Annotated in this window: 19 protein-coding genes; 11 read left to right on the top strand and 8 right to left on the bottom strand. The window is 39.4% G+C overall.

What is annotated here, in order from left to right; genetic code table 11:
• The first annotated feature begins 120 nt into the window (after positions 1-120).
• From panD to Q0192_RS04020, 3 genes are all read left to right on the top strand, one after another.
• Positions 121-468, top strand: coding sequence for an aspartate 1-decarboxylase (panD, locus tag Q0192_RS04030; protein ID WP_299286430.1), 348 nt, complete (start codon positions 121-123; stop codon positions 466-468).
• A gap of 3 nt (positions 469-471) precedes the next feature.
• Entirely contained in the window at positions 472-969 is a 498-nt protein-coding gene (gene rfaE2 / locus Q0192_RS04025) for a D-glycero-beta-D-manno-heptose 1-phosphate adenylyltransferase (RefSeq protein ID WP_299286428.1), read from the top strand.
• Positions 970-1,033: 64 nt separating this feature from the next.
• Positions 1,034-2,278, top strand: coding sequence for a TlpA disulfide reductase family protein (locus Q0192_RS04020; RefSeq protein WP_299286425.1), 1,245 nt, complete (start codon positions 1,034-1,036; stop codon positions 2,276-2,278).
• Between the two features lie 311 nt (positions 2,279-2,589).
• Here the strand turns inward: Q0192_RS04020 and Q0192_RS04015 are convergent, their stop codons facing one another.
• Positions 2,590-2,922 carry a phage holin family protein gene (locus tag Q0192_RS04015; protein WP_299286466.1) on the bottom strand — a complete coding sequence of 111 codons (333 nt, stop codon included), beginning with the start codon at positions 2,920-2,922 and terminating at the stop codon, positions 2,590-2,592.
• A gap of 209 nt (positions 2,923-3,131) precedes the next feature.
• Between Q0192_RS04015 and rimP the strand changes: the two genes are divergently transcribed.
• The 6 genes from rimP (at position 3,132) to Q0192_RS03985 (ending at position 10,738) form a co-directional block, all read left to right on the top strand.
• Positions 3,132-3,596: a ribosome assembly cofactor RimP gene (gene rimP / locus Q0192_RS04010; RefSeq protein WP_299286422.1), complete on the top strand. Its 465-nt coding sequence runs from the start codon at positions 3,132-3,134 to the stop codon at positions 3,594-3,596.
• Positions 3,597-3,676: 80 nt separating this feature from the next.
• On the top strand, positions 3,677-4,912 hold the full coding sequence (gene nusA, locus Q0192_RS04005) for a transcription termination factor NusA (RefSeq protein ID WP_299286419.1): 1,236 nt from the start codon (positions 3,677-3,679) through the stop codon (positions 4,910-4,912).
• 59 nt (positions 4,913-4,971) lie between these two features.
• Entirely contained in the window at positions 4,972-8,076 is a 3,105-nt protein-coding gene (infB, locus tag Q0192_RS04000) for a translation initiation factor IF-2 (RefSeq protein ID WP_299286416.1), read from the top strand.
• A gap of 36 nt (positions 8,077-8,112) precedes the next feature.
• Positions 8,113-8,310, top strand: a complete 198-nt coding sequence (locus Q0192_RS03995) for a hypothetical protein (protein ID WP_299286413.1) — start codon at positions 8,113-8,115, stop codon at positions 8,308-8,310.
• Between the two features lie 334 nt (positions 8,311-8,644).
• Positions 8,645-9,733, top strand: coding sequence for an acyltransferase (locus Q0192_RS03990; protein ID WP_299286410.1), 1,089 nt, complete (start codon positions 8,645-8,647; stop codon positions 9,731-9,733).
• 207 nt (positions 9,734-9,940) lie between these two features.
• The gene (locus Q0192_RS03985) at positions 9,941-10,738 is read left to right on the top strand and encodes a glycosyltransferase family 2 protein (protein WP_299286407.1); all 798 of its coding nucleotides are present in this window, start codon (positions 9,941-9,943) and stop codon (positions 10,736-10,738) included.
• Here the strand turns inward: Q0192_RS03985 and Q0192_RS03980 are convergent.
• The gene (locus Q0192_RS03980) at positions 10,735-11,841 is read right to left on the bottom strand and encodes a glycosyltransferase (protein WP_299286404.1); all 1,107 of its coding nucleotides are present in this window, start codon (positions 11,839-11,841) and stop codon (positions 10,735-10,737) included. The genes Q0192_RS03985 and Q0192_RS03980 overlap by 4 nt on opposite strands.
• A gap of 247 nt (positions 11,842-12,088) precedes the next feature.
• On the opposite strand from Q0192_RS03980, the gene Q0192_RS03975 reads away from it, so the two are divergent.
• Complete coding sequence (locus Q0192_RS03975) at positions 12,089-13,537, top strand: MAC/perforin domain-containing protein (protein WP_299286402.1); 1,449 nt, start codon at positions 12,089-12,091, stop codon at positions 13,535-13,537.
• Positions 13,538-13,776: 239 nt separating this feature from the next.
• Here Q0192_RS03975 and Q0192_RS03970 read toward each other — a convergent pair whose 3' ends face one another.
• The 6 genes from Q0192_RS03970 to Q0192_RS03945 form a co-directional block, all read right to left on the bottom strand.
• Complete coding sequence (locus tag Q0192_RS03970) at positions 13,777-14,742, bottom strand: glycosyltransferase (RefSeq protein ID WP_366518134.1); 966 nt, start codon at positions 14,740-14,742, stop codon at positions 13,777-13,779.
• A 393-nt stretch (positions 14,743-15,135) separates the two neighbouring features.
• The gene (locus Q0192_RS03965) at positions 15,136-16,062 is read right to left on the bottom strand and encodes a glycosyltransferase family 2 protein (protein ID WP_299286398.1); all 927 of its coding nucleotides are present in this window, start codon (positions 16,060-16,062) and stop codon (positions 15,136-15,138) included.
• 104 nt (positions 16,063-16,166) lie between these two features.
• The gene (locus Q0192_RS03960) at positions 16,167-17,984 is read right to left on the bottom strand and encodes an ABC transporter ATP-binding protein (RefSeq protein ID WP_299286395.1); all 1,818 of its coding nucleotides are present in this window, start codon (positions 17,982-17,984) and stop codon (positions 16,167-16,169) included.
• Positions 17,985-18,156: 172 nt separating this feature from the next.
• Positions 18,157-18,321 carry a hypothetical protein gene (locus Q0192_RS03955; RefSeq protein WP_299286393.1) on the bottom strand — a complete coding sequence of 55 codons (165 nt, stop codon included), beginning with the start codon at positions 18,319-18,321 and terminating at the stop codon, positions 18,157-18,159.
• Between the two features lie 150 nt (positions 18,322-18,471).
• Positions 18,472-18,687, bottom strand: a complete 216-nt coding sequence (locus Q0192_RS03950) for a hypothetical protein (protein ID WP_299286390.1) — start codon at positions 18,685-18,687, stop codon at positions 18,472-18,474.
• 65 nt (positions 18,688-18,752) lie between these two features.
• A complete protein-coding gene (locus tag Q0192_RS03945) occupies positions 18,753-20,042 on the bottom strand; it encodes an aminopeptidase P family protein (RefSeq protein ID WP_299286387.1) in 1,290 nt (429 codons plus the stop codon).
• A gap of 150 nt (positions 20,043-20,192) precedes the next feature.
• Between Q0192_RS03945 and Q0192_RS03940 the strand changes: the two genes are divergently transcribed.
• The gene (locus Q0192_RS03940; protein WP_299286385.1) at positions 20,193-21,569 is read left to right on the top strand and encodes an OmpA family protein; all 1,377 of its coding nucleotides are present in this window, start codon (positions 20,193-20,195) and stop codon (positions 21,567-21,569) included.
• Positions 21,570-21,612 lie beyond the last annotated feature (43 nt).

Here is a 21,612-nt window from a genome sequence, read left to right as displayed (position 1 = left end):
GAAAAAGGAACAATCGCCTTGGTTGCAGCTAAAGTTGGCCAAACGCGGTTGATTGATAATATGATTTTAGGTTGAAAATCGGCATTCGCAATAAATCATAAATCAATACTACCTTTGTGTATGGTTATTCAACTATTAAAATCAAAAATTCACCGGGTAAAAATAACGCAGGCCGAACTTAACTATGTGGGCAGCATTACCATTGATGAAGATTTGATGGACGCGGCCAATATTATTGCCAACGAGCGTGTGCAAATTGTGAACAACAACAATGGTGCGCGTTTTGAAACTTATGCGATAAAAGGAGCACGCGGCTCGGGCATGGTTTGCTTGAACGGTGCAACGGCGCGTTTGGCGCAGGTTGGCGATATTGTGATCATCATGTCGTACGGTTTTTTGCCGATGGAAGAAGCGAAAGTTTACGAGCCAATCCTGGTTTTCCCGGACGCCGATAATAAATTGATTTAGAAAATGCTTGACAAATTAGCCGTTATCAAAAAAAAAATCCTGAATGTTAATCAGTTGCAAAACGCGTTGGTTACCTGGCGGCTCATGTCGCAAAAAATTGTTTTTACCAATGGTTGTTTTGATATTTTGCACGCCGGCCATGTCATCAGTTTGGCGGGTGCCGCTTCTTTTGGCAACCGTTTAATTGTCGGCGTAAATTCGGATGCTTCTATTCGAAGGTTAAAAGGCGCAAACCGGCCGATACAAAATGAAGACGGCCGTGCTTTGCTGTTGGCATCCATGCACTTTATTGATGCGGTTATCATTTTTGAAGAAGACACGCCCGAAAAACTGATCCGGGCAGTCAGTCCGGATGTTTTGGTTAAAGGCGGCGATTACCGCGTAGAAGATATTGCCGGTGCTGATTGGGTGATCAACCATGGCGGAAAAGTGGAACTAATCAATTATTTGGACAACAGTTCGAGTACCAACATCATCAAAAAGATCAAAGAAAGTTTATAGTTTTTTAGGGCATAAAAGAAGCATTGCTGGATTCTTTTATGTTAAACCAATCAGAAATTTCAACATGAAAATCAAAATATTTTATACTTCAATTATTGGCTGCTTAGCCATTTTTCTAAGTTCGTTCAACCCTATTCCAACGGTAAAAAACGGTATTTGGCTGGCTAAACTCAAAAATACTTCCGGCCAATACATCCCGTTTAATTTTGAGTTGAAAGACAGCGCCGGCAAAAAGCTGATGACGATCATCAACGGCAAAGAACATTTTAAAGTGAATAATATCAGTTTAAAAGGCGATTCAATGTTAATCAAAATGCCTTTGTTCGATAGTGAAATCCGTACAGCTTTAAATGGAAATACGCTGACCGGAAACTGGGTTCGGCATTTAGGCAATCGCGATGTGCTGATCCCGTTCTCGGCGCAAGCGGATGTTTCCTGGCGTTTTTTTGCTGCTCCCGAAAAAGCAAAATTTGATATTTCCGGCCGTTGGTCTGCTACTTTTACCGATGAAGATTTGCAAAACAAAGACGTAACCGTTGGCGAATTTAAGCAAAACGGAAACGACATTACCGGGACTTTTTTAACCACCACCGGCGATTACCGCTTTTTGCAAGGCACGGTTTCGGGCGATGAATTGTATTTGTCGTGCTTTGATGGCGGGCATGCTTTTTTATTTATGGGGAAGATCAGCAACGATAAAACCATCACCAACGGAAAGTTTTATTCTGGCGCTTCTTCCGTACAGTTGTGGAGTGCCGTAAAAGATGCAAACGCCAAATTGCCTGATGCGTATTCGCTCACCGTTTTAAAACCCGGTTACAAAAAGGTTGATTTTACTTTTCCTGATTTAGATAAAAAGCCGGTTTCTCTATCTGCTGATCAATTTAAAAACAAGGTGGTTATTTTACAAATATTGGGTTCGTGGTGCCCAAATTGCATGGACGAAACGGCTTACATGGTCAACTTCTACAAAAAATACCATCCAAAAGGAGTAGATGTTTTAGGTCTGGCTTATGAGCGTACCACTGATTTTGCAACTTCCAGAAAAAACCTGGAGCAGTTAAAAAACCGGTTCAATATCCCTTATGATTTGCTGGTTACCGGTTATACCAACAATAAAGGCGAACCCGCCAAAAGTTTACCGGCATTGGCCAATTTTGTGGCTTTTCCAACCACCATTATCATTGATAAAAAAGGTGATGTGCGAAAAATCCATACCGGTTTTAGCGGCCCGGGAACCGGAGATTATTATACCGAATTTACGCACGAATTTGAAACTTTGATCCAGCAGTTGTTGGCCGAAAAATAAGTATCGAGCTGGTTTAAATTTATTTCTGCCAGCCGCTCATGCTTCTTTTATGCCAATAAATTTAAGGTCTTGTGATTTAAGTTTTTTGGCTAAAGCCAATTGCTCGTTTTCTTAATCCACGGCCTGAAGGCCGTGACAATTGAAGAATCAGCAGTTGGCGTTCATCAGATTAAAAATTTTATTTGAGCAGATAACTTTTTATAAATATATTCAGTTGTAAGCTTTGAATTGCCACGGTCTTTAGGCCGTGGTCAAGAAATTTCAGGAACGGCTTTAGCCAAAATATTTAAAAATAAAATTTATATAAGCTGTTATTCAAAAGCCCTGAAAACCATCTTTAATACAGCCAAAACAATGGCAAACAAAGCGGCCGGCAAAAAGCCGTCAACTTTAAACCCGTTTAGTAAATTTGAAACCAGCAAAACCATACAAACGGTAATGATAAACGAAAACAGGCCAAGCGTTAAAATGGTGATCGGGAAAGTCAATATCCGCAGGATAAAACCAATCGTGGCGTTAACTAAAGCAAGGACGATCCCGGTTATCACAGCTTCAAAAAAGCCGCTAACGTGAACGCCCGGAATTACATTTGCTGCGATAAAAACAGCTAAACCAGTCAGTAAAATTTCAATTATAAACCTCATCTTATCTGCAATTACAATTTTACGGGCCATAAAGTTTTAATACTGATTTTTATGTGGTAAAAACAGTATCCGTTGTTCGGCCTAAAGCAGAAAACCTTATTGCAAATTACATTAAAAGCTTGACTGTTAAATATTTTATTTATGTTTGCAACAATAATTGAAAGAGGGGACAATGTTCCCTCTTTTCTTTTAACCGTTAATTTTGAAATATGACTATTGAAGAGCGGGTAAAAAACCTGGTAGAAGAGAAGATTAGCGACCGGCCGGATTTGTTTTTAGTGGATGTAAAAATGCACATCAACGGAAGATTAATTGTGCTGGTAGATGGCGATCAGGGAATTGGCATTGCAGATTGTGCGGCAATTAGTCGGTTTGTAGGTTTTCGTTTGGAAGAAGACAACGTGATCGAGCAGGCTTACAACCTGGAGGTTTCTTCGCCGGGCGTAGATTTTCCTTTGAAATCACTGCGGCAATTTCAAAAAAATATTGGCCGCAACTTACAACTCAAACTGGCCGACGGCAGTAAAAAAGAAGGCAAATTGCTGGCTGCCGATGAAGAAGGCATCTCGATAGAAGAAAAAGTAACGGTAAAAGGCAAAAAAGCAACGTTTGCAGAAGCACGGTTAACTTATGGTGAAATTGCAGAAGCAATCGTTTTGGTGTCTTTCAAATAGAAATTTACATACTGTTTTTACCGCCTAAAAATTGGTGAAAACAGGTTTGGATAAAAGGAATAAAATAGCTGAATTAAAAAATGAGCAACTTAAATTTAATTGATTCTTTTCAGGAATTTAAAGATTTCAAAAACATTGATCGGCCAACGATGATGAGCGTGATGGAAGATGTGCTGCGCAGTATGATCAGAAAAAAATACGGCACCGATGAAAATTGCGACATTATTGTAAACACGGACAACGGCGATTTGGAAATCTGGCGCACACGGATGGTGATGGAAGATGGTTTTTCGGAAGACGATGATTTGGAAATTGAACTAGCAGAAGCAAAATTGCTCGATGCTGATTTAGAAGTTGGCGACGAACACATCGAACTGGTTACGCTGGAAAGTTTTGGCCGCCGTGCAATTCTGGCTGCCCGACAAACTTTGGTTTCCAAGGTTTTAGAGTTAGAGAAAGATGAGATCTACAAAAAATATAAAGACCGCGTTGGCGAAATTGTAACCGGCGAAGTTTACCAGGTTTGGAAAAAAGAAGCCTTGATTTTGGATGACGAAGGCAACGAATTGCTGCTCCCGAAAACAGAGCAAATCCCGGCCGATTACTTTAAAAAAGGCGATTCTGTACGTGCCGTAATCCATAAAGTGGATATGATGAACAGCAACCCGAAAATTATCATTTCGCGTACTGCGCCGGAGTTTTTGCAGCGTTTGTTTGAAATAGAAGTCCCGGAGATTTTTGACGGATTGATCACGATCAAAAAAATTGTCCGCGAACCGGGCGAAAGGGCAAAAGTAGCGGTAGAATCTTACGATGACCGCATTGACCCGGTTGGTGCTTGCGTTGGAATGAAAGGTTCGCGTATCCACGGCATTGTGCGCGAGTTGAAGAACGAAAACATTGATGTGATCAACTACACCAACAATTTATCGTTGTATGTGCAACGTGCTTTATCTCCCGCAAAAATTACTTCTATCAAGTTGGACGATGACAAAAAGACAGCGGCAGTTTATTTAAAGCCCGACCAGGTTTCTTTAGCTATCGGCAGGGGCGGCCATAACATAAAATTGGCAGGTAAATTGACGGGTTATGAAATAGACGTTTACCGTGAAGTGGACGAGCACGAAGAAGACGTTGATATCGAAGAATTTTCTGACGAAATTGATGGCTGGATTCTGGATGAATTTAAACGAATTGGTTTAGATACGGCTAAATCCATTTTAAACCTAAGCGTTGACGAGCTGGTTAAACGTACTGATTTGGAGGAAGAAACAGTAAAAGAAGTTTTGTCAATTTTACAATCAGAATTTGAATAAAATGTAATAACAAATTAAAAAAATGTACTTTTGTATAAAAGCGCAGAAAGCAATAATAAATGTCAGAAGACAAATCTATAAAATTATTTAAAGCAGCAAAAGAACTGAATATAGGCACCGGTACTATAGTTGGTTTTCTTGGTGGCAAAGGTTTCAAGATAGAAAACAAGCCCACAACCCAGTTAAGTGCCGATATGTATGAAGCTCTGTTAAAAGAATTTCAGGGCGATAAAAATATAAAAGAAGAAGCCAAGCAGATCAGCATTGGCAAGATCAGAAAAGAAGAGGCCGTGCCTGTAGCCGAAAAACCGGCTGCTTTCCATGGCAGGGAAAATGGCCAGCATGATGTGCTGACAAAAAACCCAGGTAATTCTTACGATAGTTCAAAACCTGCTGCCCAGGTACAAAACCATGCAGACGGACATTTGCCTGGTGTAAAAGTTGTAGGCAAAATCAACCTCAACGACCTGAACGGCAGGGGCCATCAGGAAAAACCTGTTGTAAAAGAAGCACCGAAACCAGAGGTAAAACCGGTTGAAGTAAAAGCTCCGGAAGCAAAAGCACCGGAAATAAAAACCCCGGAAGCGCCAAAACCTGTTGCCCAGGCAGAACCCGTTGTGCAAAAACAACCTGAACCTGTTGCACCAGCACCGGTGGTTGCAAAACAACCGGAAGTTACCGAAAAAGAGGTGGTAAAAGAAGCACCAAAGGCAGAGGCTTCTAAACCAGCACCAATAGTTGAGGCACCGGTTGCTGCCAAAGTGCCGGAAGTTAAAGTGCCGGTTGCTGTTATTCCGCCCGTAGCTCCTGCTCCTGTTGCAGAAGCTGCACCGGCAGAAGAAGCACCTGCAGAATCAGAAGTGATCAGGGCACGTGCAGACCGGTTGACTGGCCCGAACGTAGTCGGACGGATTACTTTGCCCGTTAACCAGCCAAAACGTGGTAACCAGCCCGTAGCTTCTTCTTCAAATACGGCAAATAATAGCAGTGCCGCTGATCAGAAAAGGAAGCGCAAACGTAAAGAAAATGCCCCCGGGCAGCCGCCTCATACCGGTCAGGCTCCAAATACTCAAGGCTCTCATCCGCCTGGTCAAAATAATAACAATAATAATGGCCAGCGTCCGCCGCAAGGTCAGGGAAACCGTCCACCATTTAACAGAAACAACAACAACAATAGCGGGCGTCCTGATAACCGAAATACACATGGCAATAACCGCCCGGCACCTGCTACCGGGCCAAAAGAAGAACCTACAGAAAAGGAAATACAGGATCAGATCAAAGCTACTTTAGCACGTTTAAGCGGTGCCGGGAAATCTGGTAAGTTCGCCCAACGTTCTAAACTGCGCCGCCAGAAACGGGATGATTATGCATCTTCGGCAGAAGAGGCAGCAATGGAGCAGCAACTGCAGTCCAAAGTATTAAAAGTTACCGAGTTTGTTACGGCAAACGAGCTGGCTTCGATGATGGATGTCTCTGTAACCCAGATCATTTCCACTTGTATGAGTTTGGGCATGTTTGTTTCCATCAATCAGCGTTTGGATGCAGAAACTTTGACTATTGTGGCCGACGAGTTTGGTTACGAAGTGGAGTTTGTTAAACCGCAGGATGAAGAAAGCAGTTTGGATGAAGCGGATGCAGCCGATACTTTAGTTCCGCGTGCACCAATCGTAACGATCATGGGCCACGTAGATCATGGTAAAACATCGTTGCTGGATTTTATCCGTAAAACCAACGTGATTGCTGGTGAAGCAGGCGGAATTACCCAGCATATTGGTGCTTACGAAGTTACCTTAGAAAATAAAAAGAAAATTACCTTCTTGGACACACCTGGCCACGAAGCGTTTACCGCCATGCGTGCCCGTGGTGCCCAAGTAACAGATATTGTTATCATTGTGATTGCTGCGGATGACAGCATTATGCCGCAAACGCGTGAAGCCATTAACCATGCGCAAGCTGCCGGTGCGCCAATTATTTTTGCCTTTAACAAAATTGACCGTCCGGGAGCTAATGCCAACAAGATACGCGAGCAGTTGGCTGCTATGAATATTTTGGTGGAAGACTGGGGCGGAAAATACCAGGCACAGGAAATTTCAGCCAAAACCGGTTTGAATATTGATTTATTGCTCGAAAAAATATTATTAGAAGCAGAATTGCTCGAACTAACCGCCAACCCAAACAAACGTGCGGTAGGAACAGTAATTGAAGCTGCTTTGGATAAAGGCCGCGGTATTGTAACCACTGTTTTGGTACAATCAGGAAAACTGCGTGTAGGCGACCCAATTTTAGCTGGTTGTTACAGCGGACGTGTAAAAGCTTTGACCAACGAACGCGGACAACGTGTGGAAGAAGCCGGCCCATCAACACCGGTGCAGGTTTTAGGTATGCAAGGTGCGCCTACCGCAGGTGATAAATTTAACGCGATGGAAAGCGAAGTGGAAGCACGCGAAATTGCAAACAAACGTTTGCAGTTGCAACGCGAACAAGGCTTGCGCACACAGAAACACATTACGCTGGATGAAATTGGCCGTCGTTTGGCAATCGGAAACTTTAAAGAACTCAACATCATTGTAAAAGGTGATGTGGATGGTTCTATCGAAGCACTTTCTGATTCGTTGCTGAAACTTTCAACCGAACAAATACAGGTGAATATTATCGGAAAAGCAGTTGGCCAGATTTCAGAATCTGATGTGTTGCTGGCTTCTGCTTCGGATGCGATCATCATCGGTTTCCAAGTCCGTCCTTCGGGAAGTGCGCGTAAATTGGCCGAGCAGGAACAGATTGACATCCGTTTGTACTCCATCATTTACGATGCCATCAACGAAATTAAGGCAGCCATGGAAGGTATGCTGGCACCAACTTTTGAAGAGAAAATTGTGGCCAACGTAGAAATCCGCGAAACGTTTAAAATCAGCAAAGTGGGCACCATTGCCGGTTGTATGGTATTGGATGGAAAAATTACCCGCAACAGCAAAATACGGATTGTGCGTGATGGTGTGGTCGTTTACACCGGCGAATTGGCTTCCTTAAAACGTTATAAAGATGACGTAAAAGAAGTAGCAACTGGTTACGAATGCGGTTTAAACATCAACAACTTTAACAATATTGAAGTAGGCGACATTGTAGAAGCTTATGAAAATGTGGAAGTGAAACGGAAGCTGGCTTAGTAGGAAACTTATCTTAATTGTTTATTTATAGATAAAATGGGAAACTACATTAAACAATCAGGAAGTAATTACAAAAGTGCAATTCGTGAAGATGTTTTGAAACTTGAAATGACTTTAAGAGGCGAAATAAAAGATAGTAAATTAGACGTTTACAAAGCAATATTTATTACGGGTGTTGTACAGTTAATTGCAATTTTAGGAGGTGTATTGGCAATTGTTAAATTTATGCAATAGCTCTTTCATTTATACAAAAGTTTAAAATATATTGGGCCTTACTATTTTGAATAGCAAGGCTCTTTTTTTGTGATGCTTCTTTTACCGGGTTAAATTGTATATTTTTTAAATAAAGTTAATGGTATCGGGCCTGTTTAAATTGCTATCATAAAAATCAACCATGCTTCTTTTATGCCTATAAATTCTGTCTGTGGAAATAATATTGGTACAAAACAACCATGATTTTTAGGTGGTAAAAGAAGCATGGAAATTAAATCAGATAAAATTTAAACAGGCCCTCAAAGTTATTTGGATATAAATATTTCCTATCCAGAAATAGTATAAGTCAATCTATATGGATCAATCTATTCGTGCTAAAAAACCTTCCGGTACTGTAAATTATAGTTTTGTTGATACCATCCGTTGTATTTCCATGATGGGCATTGTATTCCTGCACTGTTCTGTTTTTTGGGGAATAAAATATAAAAGTTTCTCGGAAACGTTGATTGAAACGGCAGTAATGCAAATTTTAAAATTTTCTACCATTGCGTTTTTTTTAATTGGCGGGTTTTTGATCAACCATAAATTTAACGAATACAGTGCAGGGCATTATTTAAAAAACAGGTTTAAAAATACAGTCAGGCCCTGGTTGTTTTGGGTAGTTGTGTTCTTCGTTTTAGACGTAGTTGGCCAATTAACCGTTTACTTTCGGTATGGCAGTAATGACGCTTTTGATAATTTACCAACATACTTGCTTGGAGAGACAGGGCATATTTTGTTTTATACTTCCTATTGGTTTATTCCCAATTTTTTAATTTGTATTGCTTTGCTCCTCATTTTTAAAAAGTACCTGTACAATGTTTGGTTCGGTGTGTTTTTAGGCGCCTTGTCTGTTTTTTATAGTGTAAATTTATATGGAACCTGGGTTCCTACCGAACATTCTACCGCTTTGTTCGGGTTTGTATTTTATCTGTGGCTAGGCGTGGTGATGAATAAACATTTCGATAAAGTAATGGCTTTTATCAATAAAACAGCCTGGAACAAGTTAATTCTGATAAATATCATCTTCTTTGTTTTAAGCGTGGCAGAAGGGATTTACTTAAACCGCTTAGGTTCGGGGGATTCGTTTGATACCTTAAAGTTTACAAATATTCTTTATTCTTTAAGCATGTTTGCTGCTTTGTTAAAAATAGGAGGCATAAACATCATACAAAGCAAATTAAACCCAAGGCAAACAACTTTTGGGATTTACCTGGTTCATCAAGTATTGATTGTCAATGTACTGCCGTTGATTTTTACCCCTTTAAAAATCAAAAACACGACGTTTGATGCAAGCGGCAATATCATTTTTACACTGGTACGTTTTGTAATAGTTTATGTGTTAAGTTTCTTTTTAACGGTAGGGATCGGCAAAACCAGGATGAAATGGGTAGTAGGGCAGTAGCAGTTATTGGATGTTCGGCAGTATAAAGAATAGCATTTTAGAGCCTGTTTAAATTTATATAAGTAAAAACGGCCATGCTTCTTTTACCATATAAAAATTGGTGTTGGCATCAATTTAAATAAATCAAAAACTACCTGTTTGCTAATTTTTAGGTGATAAAAGAAGCATGGAAATAAATTGGACAAAGTTTAAACAGGCGCTATTTAAATGAACGCGGAAAAGTTAACGATAGCAGTACTGATTTCTACCTATAACTGGCCCGAAGCATTAAATTTAGTACTGCTAAGCTTATTAAAGCAAACCCGTTTGCCGGACGAAATACTAATTGCTGACGATGGCTCTGGGCCGGATACCAAAGCATTAATAGATTATTACCGAAGCTTGTTTCCTATTCCTATAAAACATGCCTGGCAGGAGGACAAAGGCTTTAGGAAATGCCTGATTTTAAACAAAGCGGTTAAATTATCAGAAGCCAAATACATCATTGAGATTGACGGCGATATTATTGTAAACCCTAAATTTATTGCCGATCATGCACGCGCTGCATCCAAAGGGTACTTTGTGCAAGGAAGCCGGGCAATGCTTACCGAGGCAAAAACCATAGAAATATTCAAAACCAAACAAATCAACTTTCACTTGTTGTCCAACGGAGTGTATAGCCGATTTAATGCTGTCCGTGCCCCGTTGTTGTCTGTTTTTTTTAATCCAAATCCGCGCAGCTCCTGGAATGTAAAAGGGTGTAACCTGGCTTTTTGGCGTGATGATTATATCCGGGTGAACGGTTATTATAATAATTTTGAAGGCTGGGGCTGGGAAGATTACGAGTTTGCCGCCCGCCTGATTAATGCCGGCATTTTAAAAAAACGCTTAAAAATGGCAGCCATCAGCTACCATATTTTCCATCCGCAGCACCACCGTGAAAACTTTTTGCCTAACGAACTGATCTATCAGAAAACAATAGCAGAAAACCTGTCGTATTGCAACAGCGGCTATCATGAGGTTTAAAGTAGGCAGAGCAGTAACATTATTATGGTGAAAATTACAAGTTTGATAATTTTATATCTGTTAAGCCGGAAAGGGTATGGGTGCTGTTTGTAAAAACTACCATCTATGCGTAAAGCAAATCCTTTTAAATAAGCATGTGTTATATTGCCCCATAGCCTACCTGCTTCCAGAATATTTTTGTGCCAGGTTACCTGCCAAGCTACAATAAGGCTTAAAGATTTGCCAATTTTAATGGTGCGGTAATAATTTGTAAGTAATTCAGCCGAAATTTGTGCAAAGGCTAATAGAAACAACCATTTTACCGATGCCGAAAAAATAATAGCGCAAATCGTTACTATCAGAATTAATAACAGCGTTTCAATAGTATTGGTAAAGTCGTAGTAGGTGTACAAATTAACGGGATGAAGCCGGGCAACTTCTGAGGCTCCTTCTCCATATAAAAATAGTCTCCGGGTTTGCACCGAGCCTTTTTCCCACCATGGATGTTTAACTATTGCATCAGGTACTGCTTGATATTTTTTCAAATGGTTTTCAAATGCGTTCCTAAACAGTAGTTCCATGTCTTCAGTGCTTTTGGTAAGTTCAGGTAAAAAGCGGCGACTACCGAGCAGGCTACGATTAAGTAATATGTTAGCTGTTGCCGACCAATACATTTCCGCCTCGCGCCTAGCCAATTGGAAATGGGTGGATACTCCTGTAATTTGTAGCGCTTTGGTTACTGAATTAATAGCCGGTGGAAAATCAGTTACACCAACAAAGCCTAAAACATCTGGTTTAAGTAAAATCTGCCTGGCATAAGCAGATAATAGATTGGCATCGGGAAGGACATCATCATCTAATAATAATATCCATTGCCCCTGTCCGGCATCTATACCTTTATTACGGGTTTTTGAAAAGCCAAGGTTAACAGTATTAATGAGTAGATTTACATTATTACGTTCACTAAGCTGCTGAATAGAAGCTGGAATTTGTATGCTTGGGTTATCTGCAACAATATAATAATTAATAATAAAGCCTTGAGGTGTATTTAAATTTAATATTGGTATCAAGTATTGTTCATGCAGCCTAAAGGAGGGAATTACGATATCAATGCTTACCGCCATTGTTGTAAAAGTATTTTTATTATAACCGGTTTTTACCTATTACAAGTCAAAAAAATCGTGAAAGAAGTTATATAAATGTTATATAATAGGATATTATCAACCAACAAATATTTATTTCAACCTATTATAACAGGCATTAACAGCCTTTATTGTTTGAAATCATTTAATTTATTAATATTCGCATTTTTTTTACAATGAATCAATATTTGTTGATTAGCTTGCACTACTTAAAAACATATAAAACATTATGAAAAAATCTACACAAAAAAGCTTATTAAGTAAGTTAGTTATTCTTGTGACAATATGTGTCACAAGTTGTCAAAAGGAAATTACAAACCTTCCTAAATCAAAAGTTGCAATTAAAACTAATGATACAATTAAAGATAAAATTAAAATTTTCTCTGCCGGGGATAAATACTTGGATTTACTTGGTTATGGTTACGATATAACTGGCGAATATGCTAATATAAGTTCATCAAGATATAAAGTAATAGACGTTGAAAACTTAGCTAAAGATGAGCCTGCTAGGGTAAATACCCAGATAGGGACGAGTGAATACCCTGAATTTCATTCAGGCGGAAATTCAGAAACTTATTCTAGCGATTTATCCTTACAATATACAGAAAGTTATGGATATAAATTATTTAAGGGAACGTTTAATGCATCATTTAATGAAAAAACTTCATCTTCATCGAAATATGCGTATGCAAGTTTTTCTAGTATTACAAAGCAAAAAGCAATTTCCTTCAATGCAACAAAAGAGTTAATAAAATCTAAGTATTTATCTCAAACATTTAAGTCGGATGTCAATACCATGTCTCCTCAGCAATTAGTTTCAACATACGGAACACATGTTCTTTCTAACATAATATTAGGTGCTAAACTTGATGTTTTCTATCGAACTCAAACTAATAATTCAAATAGAACGGAAGCTGTAAAAGCGGGTATAGGTCTTAATGGGCTGTATGGGCTTTTTAACATGACTGGCAACTTAGACTATACAGCATCTTCTGCGAACTCTAATTTCGATCAATATTTATCTTATAGAACAGTAGGAGGAGATGGTACTAAAGGTTTGATCGGAAATTTTGTTTTTGATACAGAAGCACCTAAGGTACCGATAACCATCGCCGATTGGAAAAGTAGCTGTACTCTTGATAATGCGACTTTGATACAAATAGGTACAGATGGACTAATCCCACTTTATGACCTAATTGAAGATCCTGGCAAAAGCGCTGCTGTAAAAGACTATATAACCCAGTATTTGAATGCTAATCAAGTTAGAACATTGGGAGATGTGCCAGTTTACTGTTATAATAATCAATATCACGGAGGAGATCATTATTTTACCACTGAGAATCAACCATCTCTTGTAAATGGCTGGTTTTTAAATGCAGGGATTAGCTTTTATGCCTTCTCGCAGCCAGGACCGGATAAAGTTCCAATTTATGTTTATTATAGTCAAGGAAGCAGTGATCACTACTGGTCGATGGATAATCAACCAACAGTAGGCAATGGCTACTTCCAAAATTCTGGAATTATCTTTTATGCATATTCAACCCCTGGTCCAGGCAGAGTACCTGTGTACATGTATTATAGTCAAAACTACTATGATCACTACTTATCAACAAAAAATCAACCATCAATAGGTGATGGCACTTACGGAAATTATGGAATTGCTTTTTATGTACCCTGAATAATAACAGAGATTGTTTTAAGCTTATTCTTTTTTGCTTTACACCATGCTTCTTTTATCGCCTAAAAATTGGTAAGTGCTTCGCATTTGTTTTGTTTAGGCTGGTACAGGCACCAATTTTTACAGGATAAAAGAAGCATTGGTATTTTTTCTTATATAAATTTAAACAAGCTCTAAATTTATTGTAAGCAACAACTTTTTAGTGCTAAAAGAAGCATTACAAAATTTTCGATATAAATTTATAATTTTTTAAAATATCGAACTAATACTATAACAGTAGTATAAATTAGTAGCTTGATAATTTTATATCGGTTAAGTCTGAAAAGCTTAGATTTTTTAGTAATAGTACCGTCATAGTTGAAGCGTTCGCCTATGCCAGCCAATCTAAAACGAAGCATATTGCCTGCTAAAATTCCAAACTCACAAGTATTACGTATTAGCATTACATTAAATGCTGTAATCAATTCTACTTTATGGATTTTACGGTATAGCCTTACTATATTCACTATAAACTCAGTTATAATTGTAATTAAGGCAAAATACAATATATATATAATTAAGGTAAAATTTACTGCCATAGCTGCTAAAGCTACCAGTAAAGTAATCAGTAATATTTCGGATGTATTTAAGAGATCATACCATTTATACTGTGGATTGTGTTCAGTAAGATAGCTGTTCCCAATACCTAATCGGTAAAAGCGTGTATAATCTGTTTGCCCATTTTTCCACCAGGGATGTTCTACCTGCGCAACGGGCAAACATTTATAATTTTTTGACCCGTTTAACTGCCTTACCCTTAAAAAGAAATCAACCTCTTCGCCTCCGCCTTTTTTAGGATAAGCAGATGAAAAGCGGACATTGCCTACCGCGCTGCGTTTAATCATGATATTGGCAGTGGCGCCCCACGGGTAAGATTCGTAGTTGCGCGCTGCACTAAAAATACTCATAGAGCCATCAGCATCAACGGCTTTGGCAAAGGAAGTTGGCGGCGGCGGCATATCTACCAAGCCGATAAAACCTATTTCATCCGGGTATTTTTCGGCAGCTTGGGCATAAGTAAGTAAAATATCGGGTGCAACTTCTATATCATCATCTAAAAACAAAATCCATTCACCATGCCCGGCTTCTATGCCCCGGTTACGGGTAGCCGAGGCACCCATATTTTGTTGGTTAATTAATAAAGTAACAGTATTATTATCTACCAAGTTTTGTATAGAACTATCAATAACGATGTCCGGGTTATCGGCAATAAGATAAAAATGGAGGGTTGCATTGGCCGGCTTTTGAAGCTTAAGGATAGGCAACAGGGTCTCCGGAATTAAACGAAAAGAAGGAATAATGACATCAATACTGGTAGGCATACGCTGTGTTTCTACAAAATTAAATAATTACAACCTTCATGTTCGGGCCTGTTTAAAATTTACTTATCAAGGTTCCAATGCTTCTTTTATCGGCTAAAAATTGGTGTGTACAAAGTTTTTATTTTTTGGGTTGATGCAAACACCAATTTTTATAGGGTAAAAGAAGCATCAATATTTTTTCTTGTATAAATTGAAACCGGCTCTTAAACGTGCCAATAATAAATACCTGTACCAATTTTATTGCTGTTTGTCTTTCTTTTTGTAAGCACTCCAAATGGCCGACGACAAAATAGTTATCGTATTGGTTTTTTTTGAAAGCGGATGGTTTAATAAAGCGGTAATTGTACTTTTATTATTACGGTCAATAGAATTTCTCACCATCCAATATTGCTTGTATTGCTTTTTAAATGCCTTGGTATAGATCACGTCATCAATCAAATTTTCCCTGTACATCCAATTGATGATATTTAGCTCTTCTATAAAATTTAACCCGCTTTTGTACGCATTGCCACTTACGTCTTGATCGTGTTTCCTGAAATAGCTCAATACTTTTCCACTAATATGGGTTTTGCCTTGCTTTGCAATCTGGCTCCAAAAAAGGCGGTCGCCGGAAAATTTGTAGGTTGTAAATTCCGGTGATACATACTTAAATGTTTCTCTTTTAAAAATAGCCATACTTGCATTGTAAATGGCCACTTTTATAGCCAGGTAATCCTGGATAAATACCTTGCTTTCTACCATTTCGGCCAAACAACGATGGGTAGATTGCCATTTTATATCATTATGCCCATTGATGCAAGACATTTGGCAATAACTGATTACACACTGGTCGTCCTTTCTCACGCCTTCAACCAAGGTTTCTAAAAGCGAAGGTTCGCACCAGTCGTCACTTTCAGCAATCCAAACATACTTTCCTTTTGCAAGGTTAATGCCTTTTTCCCATTGCAAAAACGGGCTTCCGCTATTGGTACTGTTGAATACAATATGGCTAATCTTTGGGTTTTCGGCGTAAAGTGCTATTATTTCTTTACTGTTGTCTGTAGAACAATCATCTAAAATAATCAACTCAAAATCTTGAAAAGTTTGATTGAGCACAGTGTCTATCCTTTGTCTCAAAAACGGGGCATGATTGTAGTTGGGTATGATAACAGAAACTTCTATCACTTGGATTAAGATTGATTGTAATTATCTAAATATATAATAATGATAAGCCCTTTTTACAATGCTTTTGTTGTAAAAAAAGCTGTGCCATATGTTTGCTTTGCATTTTACTTATCAAAAGTTTGCATATCAATCAGCCTTTTGTACAAACCATTTTTATCAATCAAAGCCTGATGGTTGCCTTGCTCTACAATTTGCCCGTTTTCTAAAACTACAATTTCGTCCGCATTTTGGATGGTGCTTAAACGGTGCGCAATAATTAAAGAAGTACGGTTTTTGGTGAGGTTGTTCAAGGCATCCTGCACTAATTTTTCCGATTCGGTATCCAAAGCCGAAGTAGCTTCGTCCAGCAACATAATTGGCGGGTTGCTTAAAACGGCGCGCGCAATGCTGATCCGTTGTTTTTGTCCGCCCGAAAGTTTAGAACCACGGTCGCCGATATTAGTTTGGTAGCCGTTTTCGGTGTTCAAAATAAACTCGTGGGCATTGGCAATTTTGGCAGCGGCTTCAACTTGAGCTTGCGTGGCATCAGGTTTTGCAAAAGCGATGTTGTTAAAAATGGTGTCGTTAAACAGTACAGATTCCTGGTTTACAACACCCATCAAAGCACGTAACGAATCCGTTTGAATATGTTGAATATCTTTGCCATCCATCAAAATCCGTCCTTTGGTTGGTTCGATAAACCGCGGCAACAAGTCCATCAGTGTAGATTTCCCACCGCCGGAAGGGCCGACCAGTGCAATATTTTTTCCTTTTTGTATGGTAAGCGATACTTCTTTTAGCACCTCTTTTTCATTGTAGGCGAAGGAGACGTTTTCTAAACGAATGGAATCTGAAAAAGTACCGATAAAAACAGCATCGGGCGCATCGTTGATTTTTGGCTTTTCATCAATCAAATCCAAAACACGTTCGCCGGCCGCAATGCCCGAATGGATATTACTGAAAGCATCAGAAATGGCTTTTGCCGGCCGCATTACCTGAGAAAACAAAGCAATATAAACGATAAAATCGGCTGCTTTTAAAGAGGAAGTCCCGGCAATGATGAGCGAACCGCCGTACAAAACGATTCCGGCAACCATCGAAACGCCCAAAAACTCGGAAACGGGCGAAGCTAACTGTTGCCGACGTGCCATGTTGCGGATGATCCGGGAATAATTGTTGTTTTCGTTGCTAAACTTTTGCTTGATAAAAGCAGTAGCGTTAAAGGCTTTGATGATTTTGATGCCAGATAATGCTTCGTCCAGATAGCTGATCATGTTGCCGTAAGATTGCTGCGACTCGGTGGCCTGTTGTTTCAAACTTTTAACAATCCGTGAAATAATGAAAGCCGAAATCGGGATCACCAGCAATGAAAACAAGGTAAGTTTATAGCTGATTAAAAACAGCATCACGATGTAGGCAATCAGTTGAAACGGTTCTTTAAAAACCACTTGCAAAGTGCCCGTAACAGAAAATTGCACCACTTGCACATCCGAAGCAATCTTGGAAATGATATCGCCTTTTCGCTCGTTGCTGAAGTAGCCCAAATGCAAATCCATTACATTATTAAAAACAGCTTTACGCAGGTTTAGCAAAGTATGGATGCGCAGGTTCTCCATAATGCGCTGTGATAAATACCGAAACAGGTTGCTTAAAAAAACAGAAACAACAATGGTGATGCAAACAAACTTTAAGGCGCCATCAATGCCATAATCCACCGTGGCGCGGTAAGCGTAATAATTAAAAGTATCGATTACAGAAAGCCAGCTTGCAGGCTTCGCAACTATATGTTGGGTGTTTTTGTTGAATAAAGTATTTAATAACGGTGCTAAAAGTGCAAGGTTGAGCGTGTTGAAAATAACCGAAAGAATAGTAGCGATAACATAAGGAATAGCAAATTTTTCGATCGGTTTGGCAAAAGAAAGCAGGCGGAAATAGGTTTTCATTCAAAACGTTAAGCCTGCAAAATTAAGAAAATATTGGAGGTTGGCAGAAAGCTGCTTCAGATGCCGGTTTACCTTCACAATCAATTAATTTAACGCTCATCTTTTCAAATGCTTCTTTTACCGGCATAAATTAAGTGTAGATTGCTTAGATTAATATCGAATCCTGATTGGTTTACAAAAAACCTTTTAGAAGCACTGCAATTTCCTGATCGGATAGCGTGTCTTTTTCTCCTTTATCATAAATTGAAAACAGCAGTACCGTAGTTTTTGTAACCTTAACAAAAGACATTACCCTTGCACCACCGGATTTACCTTTGTTTTTTGAGGCAATAGCCAAACGGATTTTATAAATATGATTGCCAAGAGGGGTACCTAAAATTGGATTGTCTTCCAGCTCCGTAAATAATAAATCTAATTCTGCCTTTAAAGAAACGTATTTTTAGTTAGTTTTTTGGCTTCTTTTTTAAAGTTTGAAGAGAGTTCGACTTTATAGTTCATTCAAAAACTCTTTTGCAGGTGTGGTTTTTAATTCGCCTTTTTCAAAAAGACGAACTTCCTCCAATCCAGCTTTGATATTTTCGATGATTTCTTCTTTTGTTGGCTCGTCGTCTGTTTCTATTTTTTTAACATAACTCAGGTTTTTGGCCAGTTGCACAAAGTGGTTGTAATCTTTGTCAGTTGTATATACGGTTACTTGTCTCATGTTATTTAGTTTGTTCAGGCTAATTTAACGCTCATCATATTAAATGCTTCTTTTACCGGCATAAATTAAGGGTTCATCAACTCCTCAATATGCCCGGCTTCCAACGGAATATCCGCCATCAAATCCACAGTGCCGTTTTCGGTAATCAGGATGTTGTTTTCCAAGCGAATGCCCAAACCTTCGGCCGGGATATAAATGCCCGGTTCAACGGTCAGCACGTTTCCGGCAGCAAAAGGCGTGTACCTTCCCGCAAAATCATGCACATCCAAACCCAAATGGTGCGACGTGCCGTGCATAAAATATTGCTTGTACAAAGGCATGGCCGGGTTTTGTTTTTCCACGTCGTGCTTGTTTAGCAAACCTAATTTAATCAGTTCCGAAGTCATGATTTTGCCCACTTCTTCGTGATAGGTATTCCAAACCGTTCCGGGCTTTAAAAGCTGCGTGGCTTCTTTCATCACCGTTAATACCGATTGGTAAACTTCTTTTTGCCTTGCAGTAAATCGGCCGTTAACCGGAATGGAGCGTGTGCAATCGGCATTGTAGTTGGCATACTCGGCGCCAAAATCCATCAAAATCACATCGCCGGAGCGACACAACTGGTTGTTGTCGTTGTAATGAAGAACAGTTGCGTTGATGCCGGAAGCAATAATCGGGTTGTAGGCATGGCCGCTGCCGCGCTGCCGAATAAATTCATGGATGATTTCGGCTTCAATCTCGTATTCTGCAACGCCGGGCTTCACAAATTTTAACACCCTAAAAAAAGCATCGCGGGTAATCTGGCAGGCTTTGCCAATCAGTTCAACTTCGGCCTGCGATTTTACCGCCCGCAGTTCCCTGAAAATTGGCGCTGTCCGGTAATACTGGTGCAGCGGGAATTGTTCCTTAATTTTTTGGATAAAACGCAAGTCGCGGTAAGGCACTTCATGCTGGTAGCGGTCGTTTTCGTTAGTGTTGAGGTAGATGTTTTCTGCATAAAAAACAATCGAGGCCAAAATCTGGTCAAATTCATGCAGCCAAAAAACCGTTGTTATGCCTGATGCTTTTTCGGCCTCTTCTTTGGTATATTTATGGCCTTCCCAAACGGCAATCAGCTCGTTGGTCTGTCTTAAAAAAAGTACTTCTTTGTATAGTGGATTGGGACAATCGGGAAAAAGCAGCAAAATGCTCTGTTCCTGGTCTATCCCGGTTAAATAAAACAGGTCGGCGTTTTGTTTAAAGCTGTGGTTTTGGTCGCCGCTACGCGGAAACTCATCGTTAGAATTAAGCAGGATTAATGAATTTGGTTGTAATTTCAAACAAAAACGCTTTCTGTTCGTATAGAAAACATCATTAATTATAGGTTCATATTTCATTGAAAAACAAAAGCTTATGTTAGGAATGGGTATCTTATATGTTAATTTAAAAAATTAAATATAAAATGGAACGGAGTTTGGTACAACGAATCAAACTTAATAACTATTTTTGGAAAAAAAATCACAATTAAAATCGTTAATCTTAAAACTATGAATTATTCTACATTAAAGAAAACAGTCGTACTGTCGATTGCGTCTTTGATGGGAGTTGTTGCAGCACATGCACAAACCTCTTCAGACTCGACTACAACCGTCGCCCCTGGTTCAGCAAAGGTATTTGGTGGAAAGGCCCAGTACAGAACATTTAGTATCGGTGCAAACGCTGGTGTTTTATCGCCAACGCTTTTTTTCGGTTCTAATGATTTTACCAAAAACAATTATGAATTGGGTTACGGTATTTCGTTAAGAGAGCAATTGGCACATGCCTTTGGCCTGGAATTAAATGTAATGCGCGGTACCATCTCCGGCGACAACAGCAGGAATATTTCCGGTGCACAAAATGGCAGCCGCGATGGTTTTAGTGCCTTTAAAACAGAATTGGCTTACTATGCCAACCTGATGGGCAAGGTTAATGTAGGTAATATCAATTACCTCCACAGAAAAAATGTAATTAATTTCTTCGTTACGGCTGGTGCCGGTTATGCCGGTTATGCCCCTAAAGTTACCCTTGCCAACGGTACTGTTGTTGATTACAAAAACAATGCAGCCGACGGACATAAATATATCCACGAATTAGTTATCCCGGTTGGTGCAGGTGTAAAAGTTAGGCTGACAGACGGTATTGCTTTAAACTTAGGCTACACAGCCAACTTTGTTGATGGCGATAATTTAGATGGTGCTGACGTTAGATACCCTACAAAAGATAAATTTTCTTATGGCTATGGTGGTTTAGAATTTACTTTAGGCAATCCGGCAAAACCAAACTTAGATTGGGTTAACCCAGTTGCCCTGATGTATGACGAGTTGAAAGATCCTACATTGCGCCAGGAAGTAGAAGCTTTAAAAGGCCGTGTATCCAATGTTGAAAAATCAGTGGACGACCTGAAAAAAGATTCTGATGGCGATGGTGTTTCTGATCAGTTTGACAAATGCCCTGGTACGCCAGCCGGTACTATTGTTGATGGTTCTGGTTGCGAAATCAAATTCCCTAAACCAGATACTACCGCTGCTGCTGCTTCTACCCCAGGCACTTATTCTAACATTCAGTTTGAGTTTGACAGTTCTGTATTGCGGACGTCTGCTTACCCAACCTTAGATAAAGCTTCTGCCGATTTAAGAAGCAATCCAAACATGACCATCGAGTTAGACGGTTACGCTTCTTCTGAAGGTTCTGCCGCACACAACATGCGCTTATCTAAAGACAGGGCAAATTCTGTTAAAACTTACTTGGTTAACTCTGGTGTGGATGCTAAGCGCTTAAAAATCAAAGCTTACGGTGAAACTAATCCAATTTCTGATAACTCAACCGAACAAGGACGTGTGTTAAACCGTCGTGTTGAATTCAAATCAGCAATGTCTGGTATGTAATTAATCAATTAATTCTTACAAAGGGGTTCAGATTTTTCTGAAC

Source organism: uncultured Mucilaginibacter sp. (assembly GCF_937859865.1).
GTDB lineage: Bacteria > Bacteroidota > Bacteroidia > Sphingobacteriales > Sphingobacteriaceae > Mucilaginibacter_A.
The sequence above is the reverse complement of the archived record's forward strand: the minus strand, read 5'-3'. Positions and strand labels throughout refer to the sequence as shown.